The organism is Pseudarthrobacter sp. NPDC080039, from assembly GCF_040702335.1.
Classification (GTDB): Bacteria; Actinomycetota; Actinomycetes; order Actinomycetales; family Micrococcaceae; genus Arthrobacter; species Arthrobacter enclensis_A.
In genome coordinates this window covers 40,219-60,450 of the sequence record NZ_JBFBKY010000007.1, presented here as the reverse complement: position 1 = coordinate 60,450, position 20,232 = coordinate 40,219, and the positions used below count along the sequence as shown (strand labels likewise).

The window sequence follows — 20,232 nt, the reverse complement described above, 5'->3', positions numbered from 1 at the left end:
GGGGCATGGAAACGATCTCGATCGTTGGTGGTGGAATCGCAGGGCTGGCCCTCGCGGCGTGCCTGGAACCGGACCGTTTCCAGGTCACTGTCTACGAGAAACGGCCGGAGCTGCCCACCGTTGGCACCGTCCTCGCTATGTGGCCCAATGCCCAGCGGGCCCTCGCCCGGATCGGCATCCTGGGCCAGGCCCGTGCGGTCAGTCCCATCCTGGGCAGCGGATCCATCCGCAATGCGGCTGGTGAGCCCTGGGCCACGGTCAGCGGCGGCGAGCTGTTTGGGATGTCCAGGGTTGATCTGCTGACGCTCCTCGACCGGGCCGTCCCGGGAAGCGTCCGCCGCGTCACCAGCAACCTGCGGTCATTGCCTCCCGCTGACGGCCTCGTGGTGGGTGCCGACGGTGTTCACAGCCTGGTCCGCCACCAGGTCTGGGGCGCCGCGACGGACGCGAGGGCAACGTCTTGCCTTGCCGTTCGGGGCACCATCCCGGCGCCGGTCAATCCCGATGAGGTGGGCGAATACTGGGGGCGCGGGGACCTGTTCGGCATCGCAGCGTCCCCAGGCGGAACCAATTGGTATGCCAGCTGGCGCTCCGGGCTTGGCCCCAACGGCATAGACGTTGAGGAGGCTCTTGGGCAGGCCCGGGACCGCTTTGCCGGCCACGCTCCCGCCATCAGTGCGGTGCTTGCCGCCGCGGTCCCGGAACTTTCCCTCGCCCAGCGGATCTGGACCACGCCCCCGCTGCGGTCCTACGTCCGCGGCACCGCCGTACTGGCAGGCGACGCGGCCCATGCCATGATGCCCAACCTGGGGCGCGGCGCGTGTGAATCATTGGTGGATGCCGTCACCCTGGCGGACCTCTTGAACAGCCTGCCGCGGGGGAAGGCACTTGCCGCCTACAACAGGCAGCGGTGGCTGCGGACCCGGGCGCTTAGCCGCGCCTCGGCGGTGATGATGCGGGTAGCCCTGGCGGAAGGTGGCCAGCCCGTCCGTGACGCCCTGCTCAACCTGGCCCGACGGCGGAAGGAACCTCCCGCCGTCGGCAGCCATGCGGGCGGTTGATCAGCGGACGGCTGCGGCCGGGCGGGCGGGGTCATCCTGAGCAGTCGCCTGGTCGGCGGCAATGCCCGAGGCGGGGAGCGGCCCTGCGGGAGGTGCGGCGGGAAGGGGCTTCCTGGTCCTCCGCCGCCCCGACCTGCCGTACACCAGGTACATCGTCACGCCGGTGATGATCATGAGGAGCACGGTATAGACGAAGGTATTCGCTATGCCCTCGGTGCCCTCGGCACCGTCCGTGTTGGACTTGATCACCAGACCCAGCGGCTGCACCAGGGGGTGGGCCAGGAAGATGGCGGTGTCATAGTCATCCAGCAGGCTGTTAAAGTTCAGAGCCGTGATGGCAGCCGCTGCAGGGAGCACCAGCGGCAGGAGGATCCGTCTGAAGACATACAGTGTCTTGGCTCCCATGATTGCTGCCGCCTCCTCCAGTGAGGAGTTGACGGAGGCAAAGGACGCCTTGAGCATTCGAAGCGTGAACGGGATCTTCACAATGACGAACGCGATCAGCAGGATCACCGTGGTGCCGGTGAGAACCGCGCCGCCGACCAGCGGGCTGGGGTGGTCGTAGCTCACGATCAGGCCCAGTGCCAGTAGCGCAGAAGGCAGGATCCAGGGGATATGCAGGAGGAATTCAAAAGCCGAAGCAACCCAGTTCTTGTACTTCTGCAGCAGCCGGGCCACGAAGAGGAGCCCTCCGACCGCGATGGCAGCGGCCAGGGCGCTGTAGACGACGCTGACGATGAAGGGCCGGAGCCCGGACTGCTGGGTGAGGACGCGTTCGTAGTTGTCCAGGGTCAGGTTTGCCAGTGAGAGCTGTCCGGTCTGGATAGCCGCGCCGTCGGCAAAAGAATAGAGCACGATCAACACCACCGGCAGGGTGTAGATGGCAAAAAGGAGGTATGCCACGGCATGCACGGCAAGGTTGGCCGCCGGGTTGCTGATCTCCTGTTTTTGCAGCTCAGAGGAAACTTTGGATACCGAAAAGTACGTCCCGCCCTTCTCCAGGCGGGACATCACGGCGAGCATCACCATGGTGGCCACGCCAAGGATCACGGCCAGCAGCGCCGCGAGGTCACGCGACGTGGGGCTGTTTGTGAACGTCAGGATCATCGGTGTGATGGTCTGGAAATCGCGGCCGCCCAGCACCTGCGGGGCGCTGAGGGCACCCAGTCCGGTGAGGAAGGACAGGATGGTGACGGCGAACAGCGTGGGCTTGAGCATTGGCAGGACGATGCGCCGCAGGATGGTCCACGTGGACGCGCCAAGGTTCCGCGCGGCTTCGATGGTCTGGTAGTCGATGCCTTTGAGGGCGTTGGCAACGAACAGCATGTGGTTGGTGGTGGTGGCAAAGGTCATGACAGCCAGCACGGCAAAGAACCCGGAAAACCAGCCGGGGTCCATTCCGGGGACAACCCGGACCAGCAGAGATGTCACGATGCCCCTGTCCCCATAAATGAATTTGTACCCGGCCGCCAGCACGATGCCGCCATAGATGAAGGTGGTGGCATATCCCAGGAACAGGATCCTCGAGCCGCGGATCCGGAAGTAGTGAGTCACCAGGACGATGAAGACGCCCACCAGGTTGACGGTCAGGGACAGTGCCGCGGCCAGCAGGAAGCTGTTGCCCAATGCCTTCATGGCACGCTGCGATGAGAACAGCTTTTCAGCAGCGCGGCCCGAGAAGCTGCCGTCGGGAAAGAACGTGGCAATCAGGATGTTGATGTTTGGCCACACCAGGAAGGCGGCGATAAACCAGGTCAGGACGATGCCCACCACCAGGACGAAGGGTGAACGGGCCATATGGCGCACTCTGGTGTTGCCGCTCATGGCAAGGCAACTGCCTCGTCCTGGTCCTGGCCCAGCGAAACACCAGTGTCAGGATGGTACTGGAGGACGTGCCTGGGGCGGACATAGACGGTGGTGTTGGCGCCTGTCTCGGGATGAGCGCCGCCGTCCTCCCGGACCAGGAGTCGGATGTCCGCGCCATGGCTGCGGACCACATACCGGCTGTGCAGGCCGTGATAGGTGCGGGAAAGCACCGTGGCGGGAAGCCCGACGGCAGTCCCTTCGTCAGCAGGCTGGTCCAGGGAAGCCTTTTCCACCCGAAGGTATGACCTGGCGTCCGTGCTGAGGCTTACCCCGGAGAACCGGTTGAGCTCTGCGACAAACTCCGGGGTCAGGACGGAGCTGTCGCCGATGAAGTTGCAGACGAACTCCGTGGCCGCCTGGTCGTAGATTTCCTGGGGTGTCCCCACCTGCTCAATGACGCCCTTGTTGAACACCGCGACACGGTCACTCATGGCAAGGGCTTCGTCCTGGTCATGGGTGACGTACACGGTAGTGATGCCGAATTCACTCTGCAGGTCCTTGAGCTGCTGCCGCAGTTGATGGCGGAGCTTGGCATCGAGGTTGGACAGGGGCTCATCAAGCAGTAGGATTTTGGGCCGCAGCACCAAGGCCCGGGCAACAGCCACGCGCTGCTGCTGGCCGCCCGAGAGCTCGGCCACGTTCTTGGCGAGTTGCTCATCACTGAGCTCCACCCGCCGTGCAATGTCCCGCACCAGGCGGTCGCTGTCTGCAGGTTTCTCTTTTCGAACGCGAAGCCCAAAAGCGATGTTCTCCCATACGCTCATGCTGGGGAACAGGGCGTAGTTCTGGAACACCATGCCCACCTGGCGTTTATCGCTTGGCAGCCGGGTCACGTCTTTTCCGTCCACCCTGACAGTGCCCCTGGATGGCTGGATGAAGCCTGCCAGGGTGCGCAGGGCCGTTGTCTTTCCGCAACCGGACGGCCCCAGCAGGGTGAAGAACTCGCCGGGCCGCACATGCAGGTCCAGGTGCGGAATGGCAGTGAAATCGCCAAAAGTAACTTCGATGTCTTCCAAGCGGATCATGGCAAGCCTGTCTGTGGGGACGCGGGAACGGTGGCGGGCAGGACGGGTTACGTCATGTATTCAAGCTCGATTTTTTCCACCCATGCGCCCATGTTCTTCTGGACGAAGTCCCAGTCGATGTCCTGCTGTTTGAGGTTTGCGAAAAAGCCAACCACCTCGGGGTTTGCCTTCGCCTGGGCGCCCTTGTTGACCGGCATGGAATTGAACTGCTGCGCGAACTCACCCTGCACATCGGCGCTGCCGAACCAGTCGATGAACTTCTGCGCCTGTTCCTTCTTTTTCGTCCCCTTCACCAGGGCTATCTGCTCCACGGCAAGGGGGACCCCCACTGAAGGGATCACCGTGTCCACGTTCACCTTGAAGGACTTCTCACGGTCGGCAATGATCGAGGACGGCATCTGGCCCATGTCCACGTCGCCCGAGGCGATACGGGCAAAGAGGTCCGTCTTGGCTACAGCGGGGCTGCCATTCTTGAAGTACTGCTCCACCTGCTTCCAGCCGTCGTCGGAAATCCCCAGATTCCCCGAGTCATCGCGGTAACGGGAAAGGATGCCGGCGAAAACCAGCTGCGCCGTAGCCGTGCCCAGCCCCGTCACCCGTTCATAGCGGCTTTTGAACTGGTCCTTGGTCCACAGGTCCGTCCAGTCCTTGGGCGCGGCATCCTTGCTGATCTTGTCCGAGTTGTAGCCCAGGAGGATGGCCTGCTTTACCAGGGGCCAGTATGTCTCTCCGTCGCCAAGACCCTTGTCAACGTCCCCGGCCCACGCGGGCTGGTACGCCTCCAAAGCACCCTCGTTCTTGATCTGCGAGAAGTACATGTTGTTCAGGCCGAAAGCGACGTCCGCGATGGGGTTATTCTTCTCGGCAATCAACTTGTTGGTGGCATCGGCGCCGCCCGCTCCGACAATCTCGATTTTGAACCCGGCAGCCGCCGCCTTGGCCGTGAGCCAGTCACCGCGGCCTTCACCGTTGGAGTTGGTGTAGACCACAAGGGTGTCCCCCGATGCACCTGCCGGGGCCCCGGAAGCGTCCCCGGATGAGGCTGGAGGGGTGGAAGCTCCGCCGCATCCGGCGAGAAGGGTGGCGGCAACGGCGGCGGCAACCAAAGTCTGCAATTTACGCACGATCAGGACTCATTTCTGGACTGGAATCGGAGCATGTCCGCACAGCCTATAGCCGGGCAGGGTGAATTGCGGGCTGTTATGGCTATCGATTCGATAAACAGCCCGGCTGCTCATTTTTGACCAGCTGGAGAAACGGTGGAGGTCCCTGGCGTGAACCGGGGAAGAACGTTCAGTCCTTGGGCGCCGTTGCGCTGAGGTGGTGGGTGGGGATGCGGTCCCTGTCGTACGTGATTTCCGTGTAGCCGTGCGGCTCTGGCTTGCCGTCCTGGTTCAGGTTCACGAACACGATTTCCTCGATGGTGAGGATGCTCTGCCTGGTGATCATGTTGCGGACTTCGGCCCTCATGGTCAGCGAGGTGCGGCCGAACCGGGTGGCTGTCAGGCCCATCTCGATGAGGTCGCCCTGGACAGCCGAGCTGACGAAGTTGATCTCCGAGATGTACTTGGTCACTGCGCGCCCATTGCCGAGTTGGAGGATGGCATAGATGGCGGCTTCTTCGTCAATCCACTTCAGCAGGCTGCCGCCGAAGAGCGTCCCGTTGGCATTGAGGTCCTCGGGCCGCACCCACTTGCGGGTCCGGAAAGTGATGTCTGCTGTTTCCATAGGGTGAGGTTAGCTGAACGGTCCGGCCCCCGGGCCAGTATGACGGCGACGCCGAACAGGGCGGCTGTCAGGCCATGGCGGTCTGGGCCGCGCTGTGGGCGTTGATGCTTTTGGCGTAGCAGTATGAGTGCTCCACGCCGGCGTACGGGCCGAAGTTGGGGATTGGTTCGAACCCGGAATTTTGGTAGAAGTTGCGCCCGTCCGGCTGCGCCGACCCCGCTTCGGCCTTGATGCGGGTGATGCCCTGCCGGAATGCCTCTGCTTCGAGGGCTGCCAGGATGGAGCTCGCAACCCCGGAGCCCCGCGTGTAGGGCAGGACGTAGAGGCGTTTGATTTCCGCGGTGGATCCATCCAGGAGGCGAAGTCCGCCGCACCCGACGGGCTGGCCGGAGCCTTTGTCGTACGCCACGAGGAATACGGCACAGTCAGCGCCCGACGGCGGCGGCCCCGGTTCGTGGTCGGCCCGGCCAAAGCGCGCGTCCAGTTCGGCCTGCTGGGCCCGGCGCAGGTCGGCGCCGACGGGATTGGACCAGGAAACCTGGCGGATGTTAAGCCTGGGATTGGTCTGCATGACTGCCTCGATTCGCCGGAGGGGTATGCCTCACAAGGCTACGGGGGCACGGTTACGCCGGTGTTTCCCGTCCGTTAGGGCCCGGATAACGTTTCGCGGCCGGTAGGCCATGCAGAGGTCGCTTGGCAGGCTAGTTATCAGCTGGTCTAGAATGATGCCATGGTTTCTACGGGCAACGAGGGATCCGGCTACTGGTACGGACCCGACGGGCAGCTGGACTACAGTGCGGCGGTGTTGAAGTCACTGCGGGACTACAGGGCGGCTGAGACTGAGATCCGCCGCAGCACCAGGGACTCCATGGGGATGGGGGAGACGGACATCCTCGCCCTGCGGTACCTGCTGAGGGTGCAGGCTTCGGGCAAGCAGGTTGTTCCCAAGGACCTGAGTAAGTTCCTCAATATTACTAGCGCCTCCACCACCTCGCTCATTGACCGCTTGGTGGCCAGTGGCCACGTCCGCCGCGAAGCGCATCCCTCGGACCGCCGCTCGGTGGTCGTCGTTCCCACGGTTGAATCGGACAAAGAGGTGCGCGAGACCCTCGGCGCAATGCACCGCCGCATGATGGCCGTTGCGGAGAGCCTGTCCGCGGAGGAAGCGCGCATCGTGGTCGATTTTCTCCAGCGGATGACGGAGTCACTCCAGGTGCACGAAAGCGAAGAATTAAAAGTTCACTAGCCTGACTAGCTAGTCAGCCTAGTTATATGTAAGCTTACGATTGTTCCTGCTGTTGCTTCCCAACGGAGTCGTGAGTGTGTTGGTTACTTTCCTCGAAGTTTCGCCGCCTGATCCCCGCTTGGGTGCCCCAGTTCCGGGCCTGACCCCTTCCTCCCTGGACGGCACCACAGCGCCGCAGGGAGAACCGGCGGTCCACTGCGGCACACGCATGCAGCTCGTCACGCCGGCAATTGGTTGGGAGGGCGCCAGCTACACGTTTGCGTCCATGGGGGCCGATGGCACCACGCTTCCCCCGGTATGGCGCTGCAGCTGCGGCTTCCAGCTCGATGCAGGGATCGCCGGATCACGCCAGGATCACGCGTCCATGGCGCTGACGGCATGAGTGTCAGCGAAGCGAGCCGACCGGCCCCGCAACTGGCCCTGGAAGCCGACGGGCGCCCTCCCATTTCCGGGCGCTACCAGCTCAGGGAACGACTGGGCCGGGGCTCTGCCGCCGAGGTCTTCCGTGCGGTGGACCTGGAGGGCGGGCCCGACGTCGCAGTCAAAATTGCGGCGGCCAACGGCCCCAAACAGCACCAACGGCTCCGCAACGAAGCCGGCGTCCTGGGCGGCCTTAGAAACCCCTCCATTGTGCGGCTCATTGCGCACGGGGTCATGCCGGGCGGCGGCCCGCAGTCGGGACGGCCCTTCCTGGTGCAGGAACTCGCATTGGGGACCAGCCTGGCCGAGGTCGGCCGGGGGCAACGCCCCCAGCCCGGCGAGGTAGCACGCTGGGCCCGCGGCCTCTTCGACGCGCTTGCGCACCTCCACGCCAGAGGGCTGGTGCACCGCGACATCAAACCTGCCAACCTGATGCTTAGCGGGCTGCGAAGAAGCCCTGTAAGGATCATTGACTTTGGGATTGCTGCTGCAGCCGGCGCGGCTCCGGAACCCGGCATCTCTTCAGGAACCGTGCACTACATGAGCCCGGAGCAAGCAGCTGGCGGAGCAACAGACCCTTCCTGGGACGTGTACTCCATGGGGCTCGTGCTGCTGGAGCTTCTCATAGGGGCCAAGGCGTTCCCAGGGACTGCCATCGAGTCCCTGGTGGCCCGTACGCTGCGGTCGCCGGAAATCCCGGACACCCTCGGCGACTGGAGCGTCCTCCTGCGTCACCTCACCGCCATGAATCCCCATGAACGCCCGACGGCGGCAGCCGCCGCCGCGATGGCCGGCCGCCTCATCCCGGCGGCGCAGTTTATGAATTCAGGTATCAGACCCCGCCAAAGCATCGAGCGCGGCGAAGGTACCGTGCGCAACCGAGGCGCCGTCCGCCCGTGTTCAGCAATGCTGGTATTCCCGGCCCGGCGCCACCGGCAGCGGGCCTAGGGCGCCGCCACATCCCGTCCTGTCGGATCCTCCGCCGTCGGGTCTGCCAGGGCGAGGCCGCCCACCGGGCTTCCATCCCAGTGGATCAGGTTCCACCCGGCGTCCAGGCTGCCTTCGACTGCCACGATTCCGGTGTTCGCCAGGATGTGCCGTGCCGCGAAATCGTGGCCTGCACCCCGGGCCCGCAGGCCGGCCCAGGTGCGGATGGCGGCGCCGTGGCTGACCACGGCAGCCGTTCCGTGCCGTTCCCGTACTGCCCGCTCCACCACGTTCGCGATCGCAGCGTCGAAGCGTTCGAAGAAGGCATGGCCGTCGGGTCCCGCCGGCATGCGCTGGTCCAGGTTCCCTGCGGCCCAGGAGATGACCGTCCCCATGTAGCGCTTGTGGGATTCGTGGTCCGTGAGTTTCTCCAGGGAGCCGGCCTCGATTTCATGCAGGCCGTCCAGGACTTCGATATCCAGGGAATGCAGGCGGGCCAGCGGGGCGGCGGTGATCTGCGTCCGGATCAGCGTGGAGGCGTAGAGTGCCGCGATGCGCTCGTTGGCCAGCGCCCGTGCCATGGCCTCGGCCTGGCGTTCACCCAGTTCGGTCAACCCTGGGCCGGGGTGGTCGGTGTCCAGTTGGCCCAGGACGTTGCCGGGAGTTTCGCCGTGTCGGATCAGGAGCAGCCTCATGATTCCAGTTTCCCACCCGATCGGACACCGGCTCACACGCACCAGCGGCAGGCCGTAACCCAAGCCGGGATATGGCGGCGGCGCCGGACCCTCCCGGGCCCGGCGCCGCCGTCGTACGTTTTGACCTGCCCGTAGCCTTACTTCAGGTGGTCCACCAGCTGGTCGGCGATGCCGGTGTATTTGCCGGGCGTGAGGGCCAGGAGCCGGGCTTCGGCTTCCGCGGAAAGGCCCAGGCCCTGCACGAATTCCTGCATGCGCGCCGCGTCCACCCGCTGGCCGCGGGTGAGGTCCTTGAGGCGCTCGTAGGGGTTCTCCATGCCTTCGACGCCGGCGATCGCCTCGGCACGCATCACCATCTGGATCGCCTCGCCGAGTACCTCCCAGTTGGTGTCCAGATCTCCGGCCAGCACGTCCTCGGCAACGTCCAGGCGCTCCAGGCCCTTGGCAACGTTCGAGATGGCCAGCAGGGAGTGGCCGAAGGCCACGCCGATGTTGCGCTGGCTGGAGGAATCGGTGAGGTCGCGCTGCCAGCGGGAGGTCACCAGGGTGGAGCCCAGGACGTCCAGCAGGCCGGAGGAGATCTCCAGGTTGGCCTCGGCGTTTTCGAAGCGGATCGGGTTGACCTTGTGCGGCATGGTGGACGAACCCGTGGCGCCGGCAACCGGGATCTGCGCGAAGTAGCCGATGGAGATGTAGCTCCAGATGTCCGTGCAGACGTTGTGCAGGATGCGGTTGAAGCGCGCGACGTCGGCGTACAGCTCGGCCTGCCAGTCGTGGCTTTCGATCTGGGTGGTCAAAGGGTTCCAGGTGAGCCCCAGGCCCTCGACGAACGACTTGGATACCTGCTGCCAGTCGGCACCCGGAACGGAGGCCACGTGGGCGGCGTAGGTGCCGGTGGCGCCGTTGATCTTGCCCAGGTATTCGGTCTTGGCGATCCGGTCGAGCTGGCGGGTCAGGCGGTGCGCGATGACGGCCAGCTCCTTGCCCAGCGTGGTGGGAGTGGCAGGCTGGCCGTGCGTGCGGGACAGCATGGGAACGGCGCGGTTTTCCTCGGCCATGGTGCTGATCTGCGCCACGAGCTTGCGGGCGGCGGGCAGCCACACGTCCTCCACGGCACCTTTGATGCCGAGGGCGTAGGACAGGTTGTTAATGTCCTCGGAGGTGCAGCCGAAGTGGACCATGGCAGTCAGGTTTTCGATGCCGATGGCGGGCAACCGGCGCCCGATGTAGTACTCCACGGCCTTCACGTCGTGGACGGTGACGGCTTCGATCTCGGCGAGCTCCGTCACTGAGTTCGCATCGAACTCAGTGACGATCGCGCGGAGCTGGTCCTGCTGTTCTGTGCTGAGCGGTCCGGCGCCGGGAAGGACGTTGTTGCTGGTCAGGTGGATGAGCCATTCGACTTCAACGGCCACGCGGTCACGGTTCAGCGCTGCCTCGGACAGGTAGTCCACGAGAGGCGCGACGGCGGCCTGGTAACGGCCGTCGAGGGGTCCAAGCGCGATTTTCTCAGATGACGCGGCGAGGGCCAGGCGTCCTGAGGGCGTGCGGGTATCAGCGGTGGCGGCAGTTTCAGGCATGTACTGATTCTTTCATGAAGTCTGGCGGCGCCTTAAGCGCGGGGTCCACGTTACTTGTCCACATAGCCGACGTCGGCACTTACCGCGCGTGGGGCGCGCCCCTAGCGTTGGAAGCAGCAGGGCCAGGAGGATCACCTGGCCGGAAGGGCCGGGACGGGAAGCTGGCATGGGGAATGGTCTGATGGACGGGACAGGGGGCAGCCCGCAGCAGCTGGCGGCCCAGCTGCAGTCGCTCTCGGGACGTCTTGCGTCCTGCAGCGCCGGGGTGGAAAAGGTGCTTGGCGGGTTCCAGGACATCCAGATGCTCGACTGGCAATCTCCGGCTGGCCGGGCATACCGGGATGCTGTTGCCCATCAGGCAGCCAGCCTGCGCCGTGCGCTCGACCGGCTGGAGGAAGCGGGACGCGCGGTGGCACGGCGGGCCCAGGAAGACGGCGCCCGGCCACTCGCTCCTTCCGGCTGGCCAGGATGAGCGCCGCGCCTCCGCCGGGAGATGGGGGCATCAGGCTCTACGGCCCTTCCCGGGATGGCAGCCTCAGCGTGCGCGGCGGCACATGCGGCATCAGTGTGCAGCTTGAGGAACTTACTGCAGGTGCCGAAAAGCTCGAATGGCTGGCACAGGACCTCCTGCGGGCTGAGGAGGAGGCCGGGCGGATCCTGGACGAGCTGTGCCGGGTGGACCACCAGGCTGCGTGGTCAGATGTGGGCCATGTGGCAAGCGTGCGGGACAGCGGGTGGGCGCTGCGGACTGTCCGCACTGAAATGCAGCGGATCAGCGCCGGGGTCCGCAGTTGCATCCTGGACTATGAGAACGCCGAAGACCGCGCTGCTGCCGGACGGTTCTTCGGCTACCGCAGCCCGCATGAGCTCCTGCGTTCGGCTCTCGTGATCCTCGCCTCCAAGGCCGCCGACGGGCAAACCGCCGAATGGCTCGTGAACCAGCTCGGCGCGCGGGCTTCGGTGATGAAAGCCAACATTGCACATAACCCGTGGGTGCGGGATGCCGTGTTTGGCCTCGCCTCGGGTTTCAGGCCGAGGCACATCGGGGTGCAGCGGGAAGAAGAAGTGGCAGTGGAACTTGAGGCTTCGCCGTCGGGCCTGCTGGCGCGGATACGACAGATAGAGGCACGCGGCCCCGGCTTCATGGAAGTCCTCGAGGTGCCAAACGGAGCGGAAACCGCCTACGTCGTTATCATCCCCGGCACCGAGCCAGCAGGCATTCGAGCGGGTGGTTCCAACCCGTTCGATGAAGCAGGCATCGCCGAAGGAATGCTTTATGGTTCCTCCGAAGTGAATGCCGCCGTCCTTGAGGCACTCGAGGCCGCCGGTGCCAAGCAGGGGGCCCCAGTGGTAGCGGTGGGTTACAGCCAGGGCGGCATCCATGCCATGAACCTCGCTGCCGATCCGCGTTTCCTCCGTACTTACGATGTCCGGTACGTGCTGACTGCAGGATCACCGGTCGGCGGAATTACACCGGGAACGGGGGTGAGTTCCCTGCATCTGGAGCATGAAGCGGACTGGGTCCCCGGCGCAGACGGAGCTCCGAATCCGGATGCCCGGGACACGGTGACAGTCACCATGACCAACCCGGTGACTACCCCTGATGGGGAAGATGCGGGCCTGGGGCCCGGGCATCGCCTCGGTGGCTACGAGGAGGCGGCCCGCCAGGTAGGTCTCAGCAAAGACCCGTCGCTGGTCCGGTCCACGGCGGCGCTGGGTGCTGTCCTGGGCGCGGGCGGTGCTGTCACTGCCACCCGTTTCTCCCTGTCCAGGACCCCGCCGCCCCCGGCTCCCAAGGATCGCCGTGACCCCTTTTCCGGACGGCCGCAGCCGGGTGCCCGGTAAATGACCAGCCTGCAGAAAATTCCGGCTGCAGCTGACCCAGTCCGCACCCGGCAGCTGGACTTACGAGATTTGGGCGGCGTGCAGTTCGGCATACAGATTCGAGCGCGTCTTGTCCGGTGCAGGAGCCGGCTGGGCAGCCGGTGATGGAGCCGGTGCCGGGGCGGGGGCAGGGCAGCGGTAGTCATAGTCCAGGTCGTCTGCCGTGAACTGCGTGGTGGTGACGGTTCCACCCGGGGTCAAAGGGGCGGCAGCGCAATACTCCTGCGCTGACTCTGCGGAGTAGGCGCCCGCCAGCCAGTTCTGGAGGTTGTACAGGTTGCTGCGCGGACTGACGTCGCCCACAATTTCATTGAACTGGTATCCAGAGGAGTAGATGCCCACTTCGGCCCCTGCCCCCTGCAGATAAGCGGTCATGCCCTCCAGCTCCGCCGTATTGACTGCCTTGTCCCATTGCCAGCTGTTACCGGTTTCGACGTCCAGCCACCACATCTGCCGCATGGCATTGCCGCCCGCATCCTTCAGGGCGGCCGCGGCGCTGGACGCCATGGCGTAGCCATGGATGAACGCGCAGGCTGGAGAGGCATCCCCGCCGCACATCCCGTAAGGATTCGCGATTTCCACGCTTTGGTAGGTGTTGTTTGCGGGCCACCACAGGGACTCCGCCGGCCCTGGGGCTGCAGTGTTCACGTATACAGCAGCCTGCTTGGCCCCCTGTGGATCCACGCTTTGGTCCGCCCAGGCAAGCTGGGCAGCCAGGCACGGGTTGACTGTGTCCGGCCGCCCTCCATTGACGCCCACCACCGCGAAGGCAGAGGGGGCAGGAAGATCGCCGCCGCATTGGGGCCAGGAGATGTCGTTGCCCAGCACCGCGGCCAGGGGCGCCGTGCTGCCGGCCCCGGCATCTGCGCAGGCCGGGGCCCCTGGCCAGGCAAGAAGCAGGCAGGCAGCGAGCAGGGTTTTTATGGGCTTCATGTGTGGCCCCCAAAATTCCGGAACTGACAGTACGGGCCATTTGCCGGCCCGGCTTGCAGCCTAGAAGGCAGACCGCTGCAGGGTCATGGGTGGCCGGTACTGGAATTTGGAGAGCTGTAACGGGGACCGGCACCTGTTGGGTACCTGTTTCCGGGCGCACGCGTACTCAGACGGGCAGGCCCTTGGAGGAAGGTCAGCGCCGGCCGCCCGGCAGCAACCCCGCCACCAGTGAAACCAGGGAAATGATGATTGCGGCCAGGACGGCAGTCCAGAAGAACGAATCGATGGTGAGGTGCACCGGGGTGTAACTGCTGATCCAGGCCGTCAGGTACAGCATCGCTGCATTGATGACGATCGCGAAAAGGCCAAGGGTCAGGATGGTGATGGGAAGTGCAAGCAGTCGCACCAGCGGCCGCACGAACGCGTTCACGACGCCGAAGATCAGGCCGATGAAGAGATAAGCCAGGACAACCCCGACGGTCTGGGTGTCCTGTGAAATACCGCTCCGGGCCACCGCGTCGGATGCCGCAGTGCTGGAAATGTCCATGCCCGGCAGGACCCAGCTGGCCACCCAGAGGGCTGCGGCATTAACGATGACCCGAAGGAGGAACGAACCCATGCCACTATGCTTCCATATGGTCCTGCCGCGTGGTTGGCGCCGGCCACCAAATTCAGCCGGCCAGCCCCCGCTCCGCGCAGGGGCTGGAAGTAGGCTAGGGGCCATGACTTCATCTGAGACCGCGGCGGGCGGAGTTCCGCCGCGCCCGGTGCTGAGCCGCCTGCCCCGCTACGTGGCAGGAAAGCCGCCTGCCGCCGTCAGTGGACTGGCCAGCTACAAGCTGTCCTCGAATGAGAACCCGCTGCCGCCGATTCCGGCCGTCCTCGATGCAATTTCACACCAGACGGACTTCAACCGCTACCCGGACCCGCTGAGCAGCAAGCTCCGTGCGGCGCTGTCGGGGTTCCTGGGCGTTCCCGCCGGTGACATCGTCACCGGCGCCGGAAGCCTGGGCGCCCTGAACCAGATCCTCGCAGCTTTTGCGGGCCAGAATGACGACGGCAAGGCCGACGAAGTCATCTATGCCTGGCGCTCGTTCGAGGCATACCCCATCAGCGTGGGCCTGGCAGGGGCAGAGAGCGTCCGCGTCCCCTTGACCCCGGACGGGCGGCACGACCTGGAAGCCATGGCGGCCGCCGTGAGTGCCCGCACCAAAGTCATCCTCCTCTGCACGCCCAACAACCCCACCGGCCCGGCCCTCACCGCAGCAGAAACGGAGGCCTTCATCCGGTCGGTCCCGGCAGATGTAGTGGTGGTGATCGACGAGGCCTACCAGGAGTTCGTCAGGGCGCAGGACTCCGTGGACGGAATAGACCTGTACCGCAAATACCCCAACGTTGTGGTGCTCCGGACGTTCTCCAAAGCCCACGGCCTGGCCGGGCTGCGCGTCGGTTACAGCGTCTCCCACCCGGAACTCACCCAGTACCTTCGGGTTGCGGCAACCCCTTTCGCCGTGTCCCAGATAGCCGAAGCGGCGGCAATTGTTTCCCTTGAGAATTACGCCCAGGTTGTGGAAAGGGTACAAAAACTCGTGGACGAACGGGACCGCGTAACCGCGGGCCTTCGGAAGCTCGGATGGACCATCCCCGATCCCCAGGGGAACTTCGTATGGCTTGCCCTCGGGGCTGAAAGTGCTGCTTTCGCTGAGCTCGCAGGCTCGCGTGCCCTCTCGGTGCGGGCTTTCGCCGGAGAGGGCGTCCGGGTCAGCATCGGTGAACCCGAGGCGAATACCCGCTTCCTTGAGTTGTGTGCCGACTATACAAAGGCGCCCGTAACTTCCTAGCACTTAACAAGTAGCCCTTCCGCTACTTACCGAAGATAAAGTTAGGATCAGTAAGCCAATGTATATGCCGCAAACGGAATGTATTCCGTTTGCGGCATATATCCCAGCGACATTGCATTGCATCCGGATGCGGCAAGCGAGGAGAACGGTATGGGCACTCATCTGCCTTCCACCGAGTTCGACGGAACAGCGGTAGACGACCAGCGGGAAGCCGATGCTGAAGCCGTCATGGGCGAGCCACCGGCCCAGATGGTGCAGTTGCTCGCGCCTGACGGAAAGCTGGGCACTGATCCGGTGTTCAGCGGATATGCGGACAAGCTCACCCCTGAGGACCTGCGCGGCCTCTACGCCGACATGGCTGCCATCCGCCGGTTCGACGTCGAGGCAACCGCCCTGCAGCGGCAGGGCCAGTTGGCCCTGTGGGTGCCGCTTACGGGCCAGGAAGCAGCGCAGATCGGCTCCGGCCGGGCCAGCCAGCCGCAGGACTATATCTTTCCCACGTACCGTGAGCACGGCGTGGCACTGACCCGCAACGTGGACCTTGCCGAGCTCCTGCGCCAGTTCCGCGGAGTGTCCAACGGCGGCTGGAACCCCAAGGACACCAACTTCCACCTGTACACGCTGGTCCTGGCGGCACAGACCCTCCACGCCGTTGGCTATGCAATGGGCATCCAGCGGGACCAGAAGCTCTCCGCAGCATCGGACGGCGCAGGCCAGAAGCCAGATGCCGCGGTGATCGCCTACTTTGGCGATGGGGCCAGCTCGGAAGGCGACGTCCACGAGTCAATGGTCTTCGCCTCCTCGTACAAGGCCCCCGTCGTGTTCTTCTGCCAGAACAACCACTGGGCCATCTCGGTTCCCACCAACGTCCAGACCCGGGTTCCCCTCTCCAACCGTGCCAAGGGGTACGGCTTCCCCGGCATCCGGGTGGACGGCAACGACGTCATTGCCGTGCACGCGGTCACGGAGTGGGCGCTGGAGCATGCCCGCCAAGGCAACGGACCGGTCCTGATCGAGGCCTTCACCTACAGGGTGGGCGCGCACACCACCGCCGATGATCCCACCAAGTACCGCCAGTCGGCGGAGGAGGACGCCTGGCGGGCCAAGGATCCGCTGGCCAGGCTTGAGAAGTACCTGCGTGCCGAAGGCCTGGCCGACGACGCCTTCTTTGCCAAGGTCAAGGCCGACGGTGACGAGCTCGCCGCCTATGTCCGGCGGACCGCCCACGATCTGGAAAACCCTGACATCCGGCAGTCCTTCGCCAACGTTTATGCCGAAGCGCACCCCCTGGTGGCCGAGGAACTGGCGTGGTTCGAGGAGTACAGTGCAGGATTCGCCGACGGGGAAGAGACCGCCGGACAGGCAGCAAAGGCAGGCCACTGATGCCCACCATGACCATCGCCAAGGCCATCAACGAAGGCCTGAGGGCCACCCTGGCCGGCAACCCCAAATCGCTGTTGATGGGCGAGGATATCGGCCCGCTGGGCGGCGTTTACCGCGTCACTGACGGGCTGATCGGCGAGTTCGGCCCGGACCGCGTGGTGGACACCCCGCTGGCTGAATCCGGCATCATCGGAACCGCAATCGGCCTGGCCCTGCGCGGATACAGCCCCGTCTGCGAGATCCAGTTCGACGGTTTCGTCTTCCCCGGCTTCAACCAGATCACCACCCAGCTGGCAAAAATGCACGCCCGCAGCCACGGCAACCTCACAGTGCCGGTAGTGATCCGGATTCCCTACGGCGGCGGCATCGGCTCAGTGGAGCACCACTCCGAATCCCCGGAGGCACTGTTCGCCCATACAGCCGGCCTGCGCATCATCACACCGTCCAACCCGCACGACGCCTACTGGATGATCCAGCAGGCCGTCGCCTGCCAGGACCCGGTGATCATTTTCGAACCCAAGCGCCGCTATTGGCTCAAGGGCGAGGTGGACGTCGAGGACCAGGGCCCGGCGGAAGACCCCTTCAAGGCGCACGTGCTGCGGGAAGGCACGGACGCAACCGTCGTTGCCTACGGCCCCCTGGTTCCCGTGGCACTTGCGGCTGCCAACGCCGCAGCGGAGGACGGCCGGAGCGTCGAGGTCATCGACCTGCGGTCCATCTCGCCGATCGACTTCGACACCGTCACCGCCTCAGTGCAGAAGACCGGGCGCCTGATCGTGGCGCATGAGGCGCCCACGTTCGGCGGGATCGGCGGCGAAATCGCAGCCCGCATCAGCGAACGCGCCTTCCACTCGCTTGAATCGCCGGTGATCCGCGTCGGCGGCTTCCACATGCCGTACCCCGTTGCCAAGGTGGAGGAAGACTACCTTCCGGACATCGACCGCATCCTGGAGGCGCTGGACCGCGCCTTCTCCTACTGAGGACACCATGACCCTGAACAAGTTCAACCTGCCCGATGTCGGCGAGGGCCTGACCGAAGCGGAAATCGTCTCCTGGAAGGTCAAACCGGGTGACGCCGTCGCCATCAATGACGTCCTGTGCGAGATCGAAACCGCCAAGTCCATCGTGGAACTGCCATCCCCGTTTGCCGGGACCGTCACCGAACTGCTGGTGGAGGAAGGAGTGACGGTCGACGTCGGCACCGCCATCATCAGCGTCACCGACCAGGTGGACGGCGACCCCACGCCCGCGGATGTCCCCGCCCCCAAGGCACCGGCCCAGCCGCTGTACGGCAAGCTGCCGGAGGACGTCGCAGGGGAGGAAACGCCCGACGGCGGTGCGGGCGGAAGTGCCCCGGCCGGCGGTCCGCTGGTGGGTTCAGGCCCCAAGGCCGACGCCGTCAAGCGGCGCCCGCGGATTTCGACCGGCTCAAACACCGCCAGTCCGGCGTCCGCCGTGACGGTGAACGCCCCCCAGGTGGAGCCCGTCCAGCCCCGCACCCCCGCCGCGGTGTCCGCGGACGCCGCGGCCGCCGTCGACAACCGCCCCACCTTCGGCGGCACCATCACCGGCCTGGTCAACCGCGTCCTGGCCAAGCCGCCCGTCCGTAAGATTGCCCGGGACCTCGGCATCGACCTTGCGGACGTCGTCGCCACCGGTTCCCATGGCGAGGTAACCCGTGAGGACCTGGTCAGCTACCAGGCGCAGCGCGATGCCGAACTGGACAAGGCGGACGGCTTCTGGGGCAAGGCGGGAAAACCGCAGGGCCAGAGGGTGGAGCGGATTCCGGTCAAGGGCGTCCGCAAGGCCACGGCCAAGGCAATGGTGGAATCGGCCTTCGCTGCACCGCACGTAAGCATCTTCGTGGACGTCGACGCCAGCCGCACGATGGAGTTCGTCAAGCGGCTCAAGGCCTCCCGTGACTTTGAAGGCATCAAGGTTTCCCCGCTCCTCATCCTGGCCAAGGCCGTCATCTGGGCTGCCGCCCGCAACCCCAGCGTGAACGCAGCCTGGGTGGACAACGGAGACGGCAGCGCCGAGATCCAGGTCAAGCACTTCATGAACCTGGGCATTGCCGCAGCCACACCGCGCGGCCTGATGGTGCCGAACATCAAGAACGCCCAGGACCTGTCACTCAAGGAGCTGGCCCAGGCGCTGAACAACCTGGCCACCACTGCCAGGGCCGGCAAAACGCAGCCGGCGGAGATGCAGGGCGGGACGCTCACCATCACCAACATCGGTGCGCTGGGCATTGACACGGGGACTCCGATCATCAATCCCGGCGAGGTGGCCATCGTTGCCTTCGGAACCATCAAGCAGAAACCCTGGGTCCTGGACGGCGAGGTGATTCCCCGCTGGATCACCACGCTGGGCGGATCCTTCGACCACCGGGTGGTGGATGGTGATCTGTCGGCCCGCTTCATGGCTGACGTCGCGGCCATCCTGGAAGAGCCCGCGCTGCTCCTGGACTAGGCAGTGACGGCGACCAACGGCGCAATCCGGCTGAAGAACCGCACCGCCACCTGGGTGACGGAGGTCCTCCAGCCGCCGGTGGTGGTGAGCCTGCAGCTGCTGATCAGTCCACTGTCACAGCCTGGATTTCCCGAGACCATTGGTTATGGAGCGCTGGCGGCCCTCTTTGTCTGCGTGCTGCCGCTTGTGGTGCTGCTGGTCCTGGTCAGGATGGGGAAGGTCACAGACCACCACGTAAGCGACCGGAAGCAGCGTGCGCCCGTACTCCTAATGGCGCTGGGCAGCATCGCCGTAGGGTTGCTCGTGCTCAACGCCGTTGGGGCGCCCCCGGCCGTGGTTGCGATGGTCCTGGCGGTGGTGGGCGGCGTGGCCGTCATGGCCGCCGTCAGCCCCTTCTGGAAGATGAGTGGCCATGCCGCTGCCATGTCCTGCGCCGCCGTCGTATCGGTGCTGATACTGGGTTCCGGGTGGGCCCCGCTGCTGCTGCTGATCCCCGCAGTCAGCTGGTCACGGGTGGTGCTGCGGGCCCACTCCCTGGCTCAGGTGGTGGCCGGTTCGCTTTTCGGCGGCGTAGTCATGGCCGGGATTTGGTGGCTGCTGCAGGGCTGGATGGTGCACTGAAAAAGGCCCCTTCGCCGTGCGGGGCAGCGCGGCGGGGGTGTGGAGCCTAGTAGGCGTTGTAGGAACTGAGGGCGTCGAGGATAGCGGGATCGGCCGTTGTTCCCAGCACCACTGCGGCTGCGGTCATCAGGCCACCCACCAGCGCGGCCATGCCGGCCCATGCGCTGAGCATCTTCCAGTCCTCGCGCAGGACGCTGCGTACGGTCGCAGGCAGCTGCAGAGTGGGACTGATGAGGTTCGGTGCGCTGTCCAGGCTGCCGTCATCAAGCAGGGCCACCACCCGGTCATTGCTTCGGTCCACCCGCATGGAGCTGATGTGGTTGCCATGGCGGGCCAGGAGGATATCGTGGCCAACAAGCTGGCGGCGCTGCAGAGTGATCAAGGTAAGCCCTTCGCTGGAGGTGGATTCTTCAGAGTCCACGCCTTTGGGGGCCTACCCAATTTTATCGTTGCGCCATCAGCTGAAAGGGTGGTATTGCGGTGAGAACGGACACCCCCCGCAGCGATATCCGCCACCACGGAGGGTGTTCCGCGTTACTCCCCGGCGGTT

Annotated in this window: 21 protein-coding genes; 11 read left to right on the top strand and 10 right to left on the bottom strand. The window is 65.2% G+C overall.

From position 1 onward, the window contains the following. Positions 1–5 precede the first annotated feature (5 nt). Positions 6–1,061, top strand: coding sequence for an FAD-dependent monooxygenase (locus AB0313_RS10270; RefSeq protein WP_366305356.1), 1,056 nt, complete (start codon positions 6–8; stop codon positions 1,059–1,061). Here AB0313_RS10270 and AB0313_RS10265 read toward each other — a convergent pair whose 3' ends face one another. The 5 genes from AB0313_RS10265 to AB0313_RS10245 form a co-directional block, all read right to left on the bottom strand. After that, a complete protein-coding gene (locus AB0313_RS10265; protein WP_366305354.1) occupies positions 1,062–2,885 on the bottom strand; it encodes an iron ABC transporter permease in 1,824 nt (607 codons plus the stop codon). Next, entirely contained in the window at positions 2,882–3,952 is a 1,071-nt protein-coding gene (locus AB0313_RS10260) for an ABC transporter ATP-binding protein (protein ID WP_366305352.1), read from the bottom strand. The genes AB0313_RS10265 and AB0313_RS10260 overlap by 4 nt, the downstream gene beginning before the upstream one ends. Positions 3,953–3,999: 47 nt before the next feature. After that, positions 4,000–5,076 (bottom strand): extracellular solute-binding protein, encoded by a 1,077-nt coding sequence (locus tag AB0313_RS10255; RefSeq protein WP_366305350.1) that lies wholly within the window; start codon positions 5,074–5,076, stop codon positions 4,000–4,002. A gap of 169 nt (positions 5,077–5,245) precedes the next feature. Further along, positions 5,246–5,680, bottom strand: a complete 435-nt coding sequence (locus AB0313_RS10250; RefSeq protein WP_366305348.1) for a hotdog domain-containing protein — start codon at positions 5,678–5,680, stop codon at positions 5,246–5,248. Positions 5,681–5,747: 67 nt separating this feature from the next. Next, on the bottom strand, positions 5,748–6,251 hold the full coding sequence (locus tag AB0313_RS10245) for a GNAT family N-acetyltransferase (protein ID WP_307309185.1): 504 nt from the start codon (positions 6,249–6,251) through the stop codon (positions 5,748–5,750). A gap of 159 nt (positions 6,252–6,410) precedes the next feature. Here AB0313_RS10245 and AB0313_RS10240 point away from each other — a divergent pair, with 159 nt between their 5' ends. The 3 genes from AB0313_RS10240 (at position 6,411) to AB0313_RS10230 (ending at position 8,294) form a co-directional block, all read left to right on the top strand. Then, complete coding sequence (locus AB0313_RS10240; RefSeq protein ID WP_307309182.1) at positions 6,411–6,926, top strand: MarR family transcriptional regulator; 516 nt, start codon at positions 6,411–6,413, stop codon at positions 6,924–6,926. Between the two features lie 118 nt (positions 6,927–7,044). After that, a complete protein-coding gene (locus AB0313_RS10235; protein WP_366305345.1) occupies positions 7,045–7,308 on the top strand; it encodes a hypothetical protein in 264 nt (87 codons plus the stop codon). Then, positions 7,305–8,294 (top strand): serine/threonine-protein kinase, encoded by a 990-nt coding sequence (locus tag AB0313_RS10230; protein ID WP_366305343.1) that lies wholly within the window; start codon positions 7,305–7,307, stop codon positions 8,292–8,294. Before AB0313_RS10235 ends, AB0313_RS10230 begins: the two co-directional genes overlap by 4 nt. Here the strand turns inward: AB0313_RS10230 and AB0313_RS10225 are convergent. Both AB0313_RS10225 and purB read right to left on the bottom strand, forming a co-directional pair. Continuing rightward, the gene (locus AB0313_RS10225; protein ID WP_141945015.1) at positions 8,291–8,968 is read right to left on the bottom strand and encodes a histidine phosphatase family protein; all 678 of its coding nucleotides are present in this window, start codon (positions 8,966–8,968) and stop codon (positions 8,291–8,293) included. The genes AB0313_RS10230 and AB0313_RS10225 overlap by 4 nt on opposite strands. A 137-nt stretch (positions 8,969–9,105) precedes the next feature. Continuing rightward, a complete protein-coding gene (gene purB, locus AB0313_RS10220; RefSeq protein WP_366305341.1) occupies positions 9,106–10,548 on the bottom strand; it encodes an adenylosuccinate lyase in 1,443 nt (480 codons plus the stop codon). Positions 10,549–10,714: 166 nt separating this feature from the next. Between purB and AB0313_RS10215 the strand changes: the two genes are divergently transcribed. Together AB0313_RS10215 and AB0313_RS10210 are read left to right on the top strand one after the other, a co-directional pair. Further along, the gene (locus AB0313_RS10215; RefSeq protein ID WP_141945019.1) at positions 10,715–11,020 is read left to right on the top strand and encodes a hypothetical protein; all 306 of its coding nucleotides are present in this window, start codon (positions 10,715–10,717) and stop codon (positions 11,018–11,020) included. Next, on the top strand, positions 11,017–12,393 hold the full coding sequence (locus tag AB0313_RS10210) for a hypothetical protein (protein WP_366305339.1): 1,377 nt from the start codon (positions 11,017–11,019) through the stop codon (positions 12,391–12,393). Before AB0313_RS10215 ends, AB0313_RS10210 begins: the two co-directional genes overlap by 4 nt. A gap of 60 nt (positions 12,394–12,453) precedes the next feature. Here the strand turns inward: AB0313_RS10210 and AB0313_RS10205 are convergent, their stop codons facing one another. Together AB0313_RS10205 and AB0313_RS10200 are read right to left on the bottom strand one after the other, a co-directional pair. After that, positions 12,454–13,365, bottom strand: a complete 912-nt coding sequence (locus AB0313_RS10205; RefSeq protein WP_307309167.1) for a hypothetical protein — start codon at positions 13,363–13,365, stop codon at positions 12,454–12,456. A 193-nt stretch (positions 13,366–13,558) separates the two neighbouring features. Next, on the bottom strand, positions 13,559–13,984 hold the full coding sequence (locus tag AB0313_RS10200) for a phage holin family protein (RefSeq protein WP_141945023.1): 426 nt from the start codon (positions 13,982–13,984) through the stop codon (positions 13,559–13,561). Between the two features lie 103 nt (positions 13,985–14,087). On the opposite strand from AB0313_RS10200, the gene AB0313_RS10195 reads away from it, so the two are divergent. The 5 genes from AB0313_RS10195 (at position 14,088) to AB0313_RS10175 (ending at position 19,682) form a co-directional block, all read left to right on the top strand. Then, entirely contained in the window at positions 14,088–15,206 is a 1,119-nt protein-coding gene (locus AB0313_RS10195; RefSeq protein WP_366305337.1) for a histidinol-phosphate transaminase, read from the top strand. A 150-nt stretch (positions 15,207–15,356) separates the two neighbouring features. Beyond that, complete coding sequence (gene pdhA, locus AB0313_RS10190; protein WP_307309161.1) at positions 15,357–16,589, top strand: pyruvate dehydrogenase (acetyl-transferring) E1 component subunit alpha; 1,233 nt, start codon at positions 15,357–15,359, stop codon at positions 16,587–16,589. Next, entirely contained in the window at positions 16,589–17,569 is a 981-nt protein-coding gene (locus AB0313_RS10185) for an alpha-ketoacid dehydrogenase subunit beta (RefSeq protein ID WP_141945029.1), read from the top strand. Before pdhA ends, AB0313_RS10185 begins: the two co-directional genes overlap by 1 nt. A gap of 7 nt (positions 17,570–17,576) precedes the next feature. Continuing rightward, positions 17,577–19,061, top strand: a complete 1,485-nt coding sequence (locus AB0313_RS10180) for a dihydrolipoamide acetyltransferase family protein (RefSeq protein WP_366305335.1) — start codon at positions 17,577–17,579, stop codon at positions 19,059–19,061. Positions 19,062–19,064: 3 nt separating this feature from the next. Next, on the top strand, positions 19,065–19,682 hold the full coding sequence (locus AB0313_RS10175; RefSeq protein ID WP_366305333.1) for a phosphatidic acid phosphatase: 618 nt from the start codon (positions 19,065–19,067) through the stop codon (positions 19,680–19,682). Between the two features lie 46 nt (positions 19,683–19,728). Here AB0313_RS10175 and AB0313_RS10170 read toward each other — a convergent pair whose 3' ends face one another. Continuing rightward, positions 19,729–20,064 (bottom strand): hypothetical protein, encoded by a 336-nt coding sequence (locus tag AB0313_RS10170; RefSeq protein WP_141946678.1) that lies wholly within the window; start codon positions 20,062–20,064, stop codon positions 19,729–19,731. Positions 20,065–20,232: the final 168 nt, after the last annotated feature.

Excerpts from the sequence above, each read along its gene's own strand:
- AB0313_RS10270 (WP_366305356.1), top strand. The coding sequence starts at position 6 with ATGGAAACGATCTCGATCGTTGGTGGTGGAATCGCAGGGCTGGCCCTC.
- AB0313_RS10265 (WP_366305354.1), bottom strand. The coding sequence starts at position 2,885 with ATGAGCGGCAACACCAGAGTGCGCCATATGGCCCGTTCACCCTTCGTC.
- AB0313_RS10260 (WP_366305352.1), bottom strand. The coding sequence starts at position 3,952 with ATGATCCGCTTGGAAGACATCGAAGTTACTTTTGGCGATTTCACTGCC.
- AB0313_RS10250 (WP_366305348.1), bottom strand. The coding sequence starts at position 5,680 with ATGGAAACAGCAGACATCACTTTCCGGACCCGCAAGTGGGTGCGGCCC.
- AB0313_RS10245 (WP_307309185.1), bottom strand. The coding sequence starts at position 6,251 with ATGCAGACCAATCCCAGGCTTAACATCCGCCAGGTTTCCTGGTCCAAT.
- AB0313_RS10240 (WP_307309182.1), top strand. The coding sequence starts at position 6,411 with ATGGTTTCTACGGGCAACGAGGGATCCGGCTACTGGTACGGACCCGAC.
- AB0313_RS10230 (WP_366305343.1), top strand. The coding sequence starts at position 7,305 with ATGAGTGTCAGCGAAGCGAGCCGACCGGCCCCGCAACTGGCCCTGGAA.
- AB0313_RS10225 (WP_141945015.1), bottom strand. The coding sequence starts at position 8,968 with ATGAGGCTGCTCCTGATCCGACACGGCGAAACTCCCGGCAACGTCCTG.
- purB (WP_366305341.1), bottom strand. The coding sequence starts at position 10,548 with ATGCCTGAAACTGCCGCCACCGCTGATACCCGCACGCCCTCAGGACGC.
- AB0313_RS10215 (WP_141945019.1), top strand. The coding sequence starts at position 10,715 with ATGGGGAATGGTCTGATGGACGGGACAGGGGGCAGCCCGCAGCAGCTG.
- AB0313_RS10210 (WP_366305339.1), top strand. The coding sequence starts at position 11,017 with ATGAGCGCCGCGCCTCCGCCGGGAGATGGGGGCATCAGGCTCTACGGC.
- AB0313_RS10205 (WP_307309167.1), bottom strand. The coding sequence starts at position 13,365 with ATGAAGCCCATAAAAACCCTGCTCGCTGCCTGCCTGCTTCTTGCCTGG.
- AB0313_RS10200 (WP_141945023.1), bottom strand. The coding sequence starts at position 13,984 with ATGGGTTCGTTCCTCCTTCGGGTCATCGTTAATGCCGCAGCCCTCTGG.
- AB0313_RS10195 (WP_366305337.1), top strand. The coding sequence starts at position 14,088 with ATGACTTCATCTGAGACCGCGGCGGGCGGAGTTCCGCCGCGCCCGGTG.
- pdhA (WP_307309161.1), top strand. The coding sequence starts at position 15,357 with ATGGGCACTCATCTGCCTTCCACCGAGTTCGACGGAACAGCGGTAGAC.
- AB0313_RS10185 (WP_141945029.1), top strand. The coding sequence starts at position 16,589 with ATGCCCACCATGACCATCGCCAAGGCCATCAACGAAGGCCTGAGGGCC.
- AB0313_RS10180 (WP_366305335.1), top strand. The coding sequence starts at position 17,577 with ATGACCCTGAACAAGTTCAACCTGCCCGATGTCGGCGAGGGCCTGACC.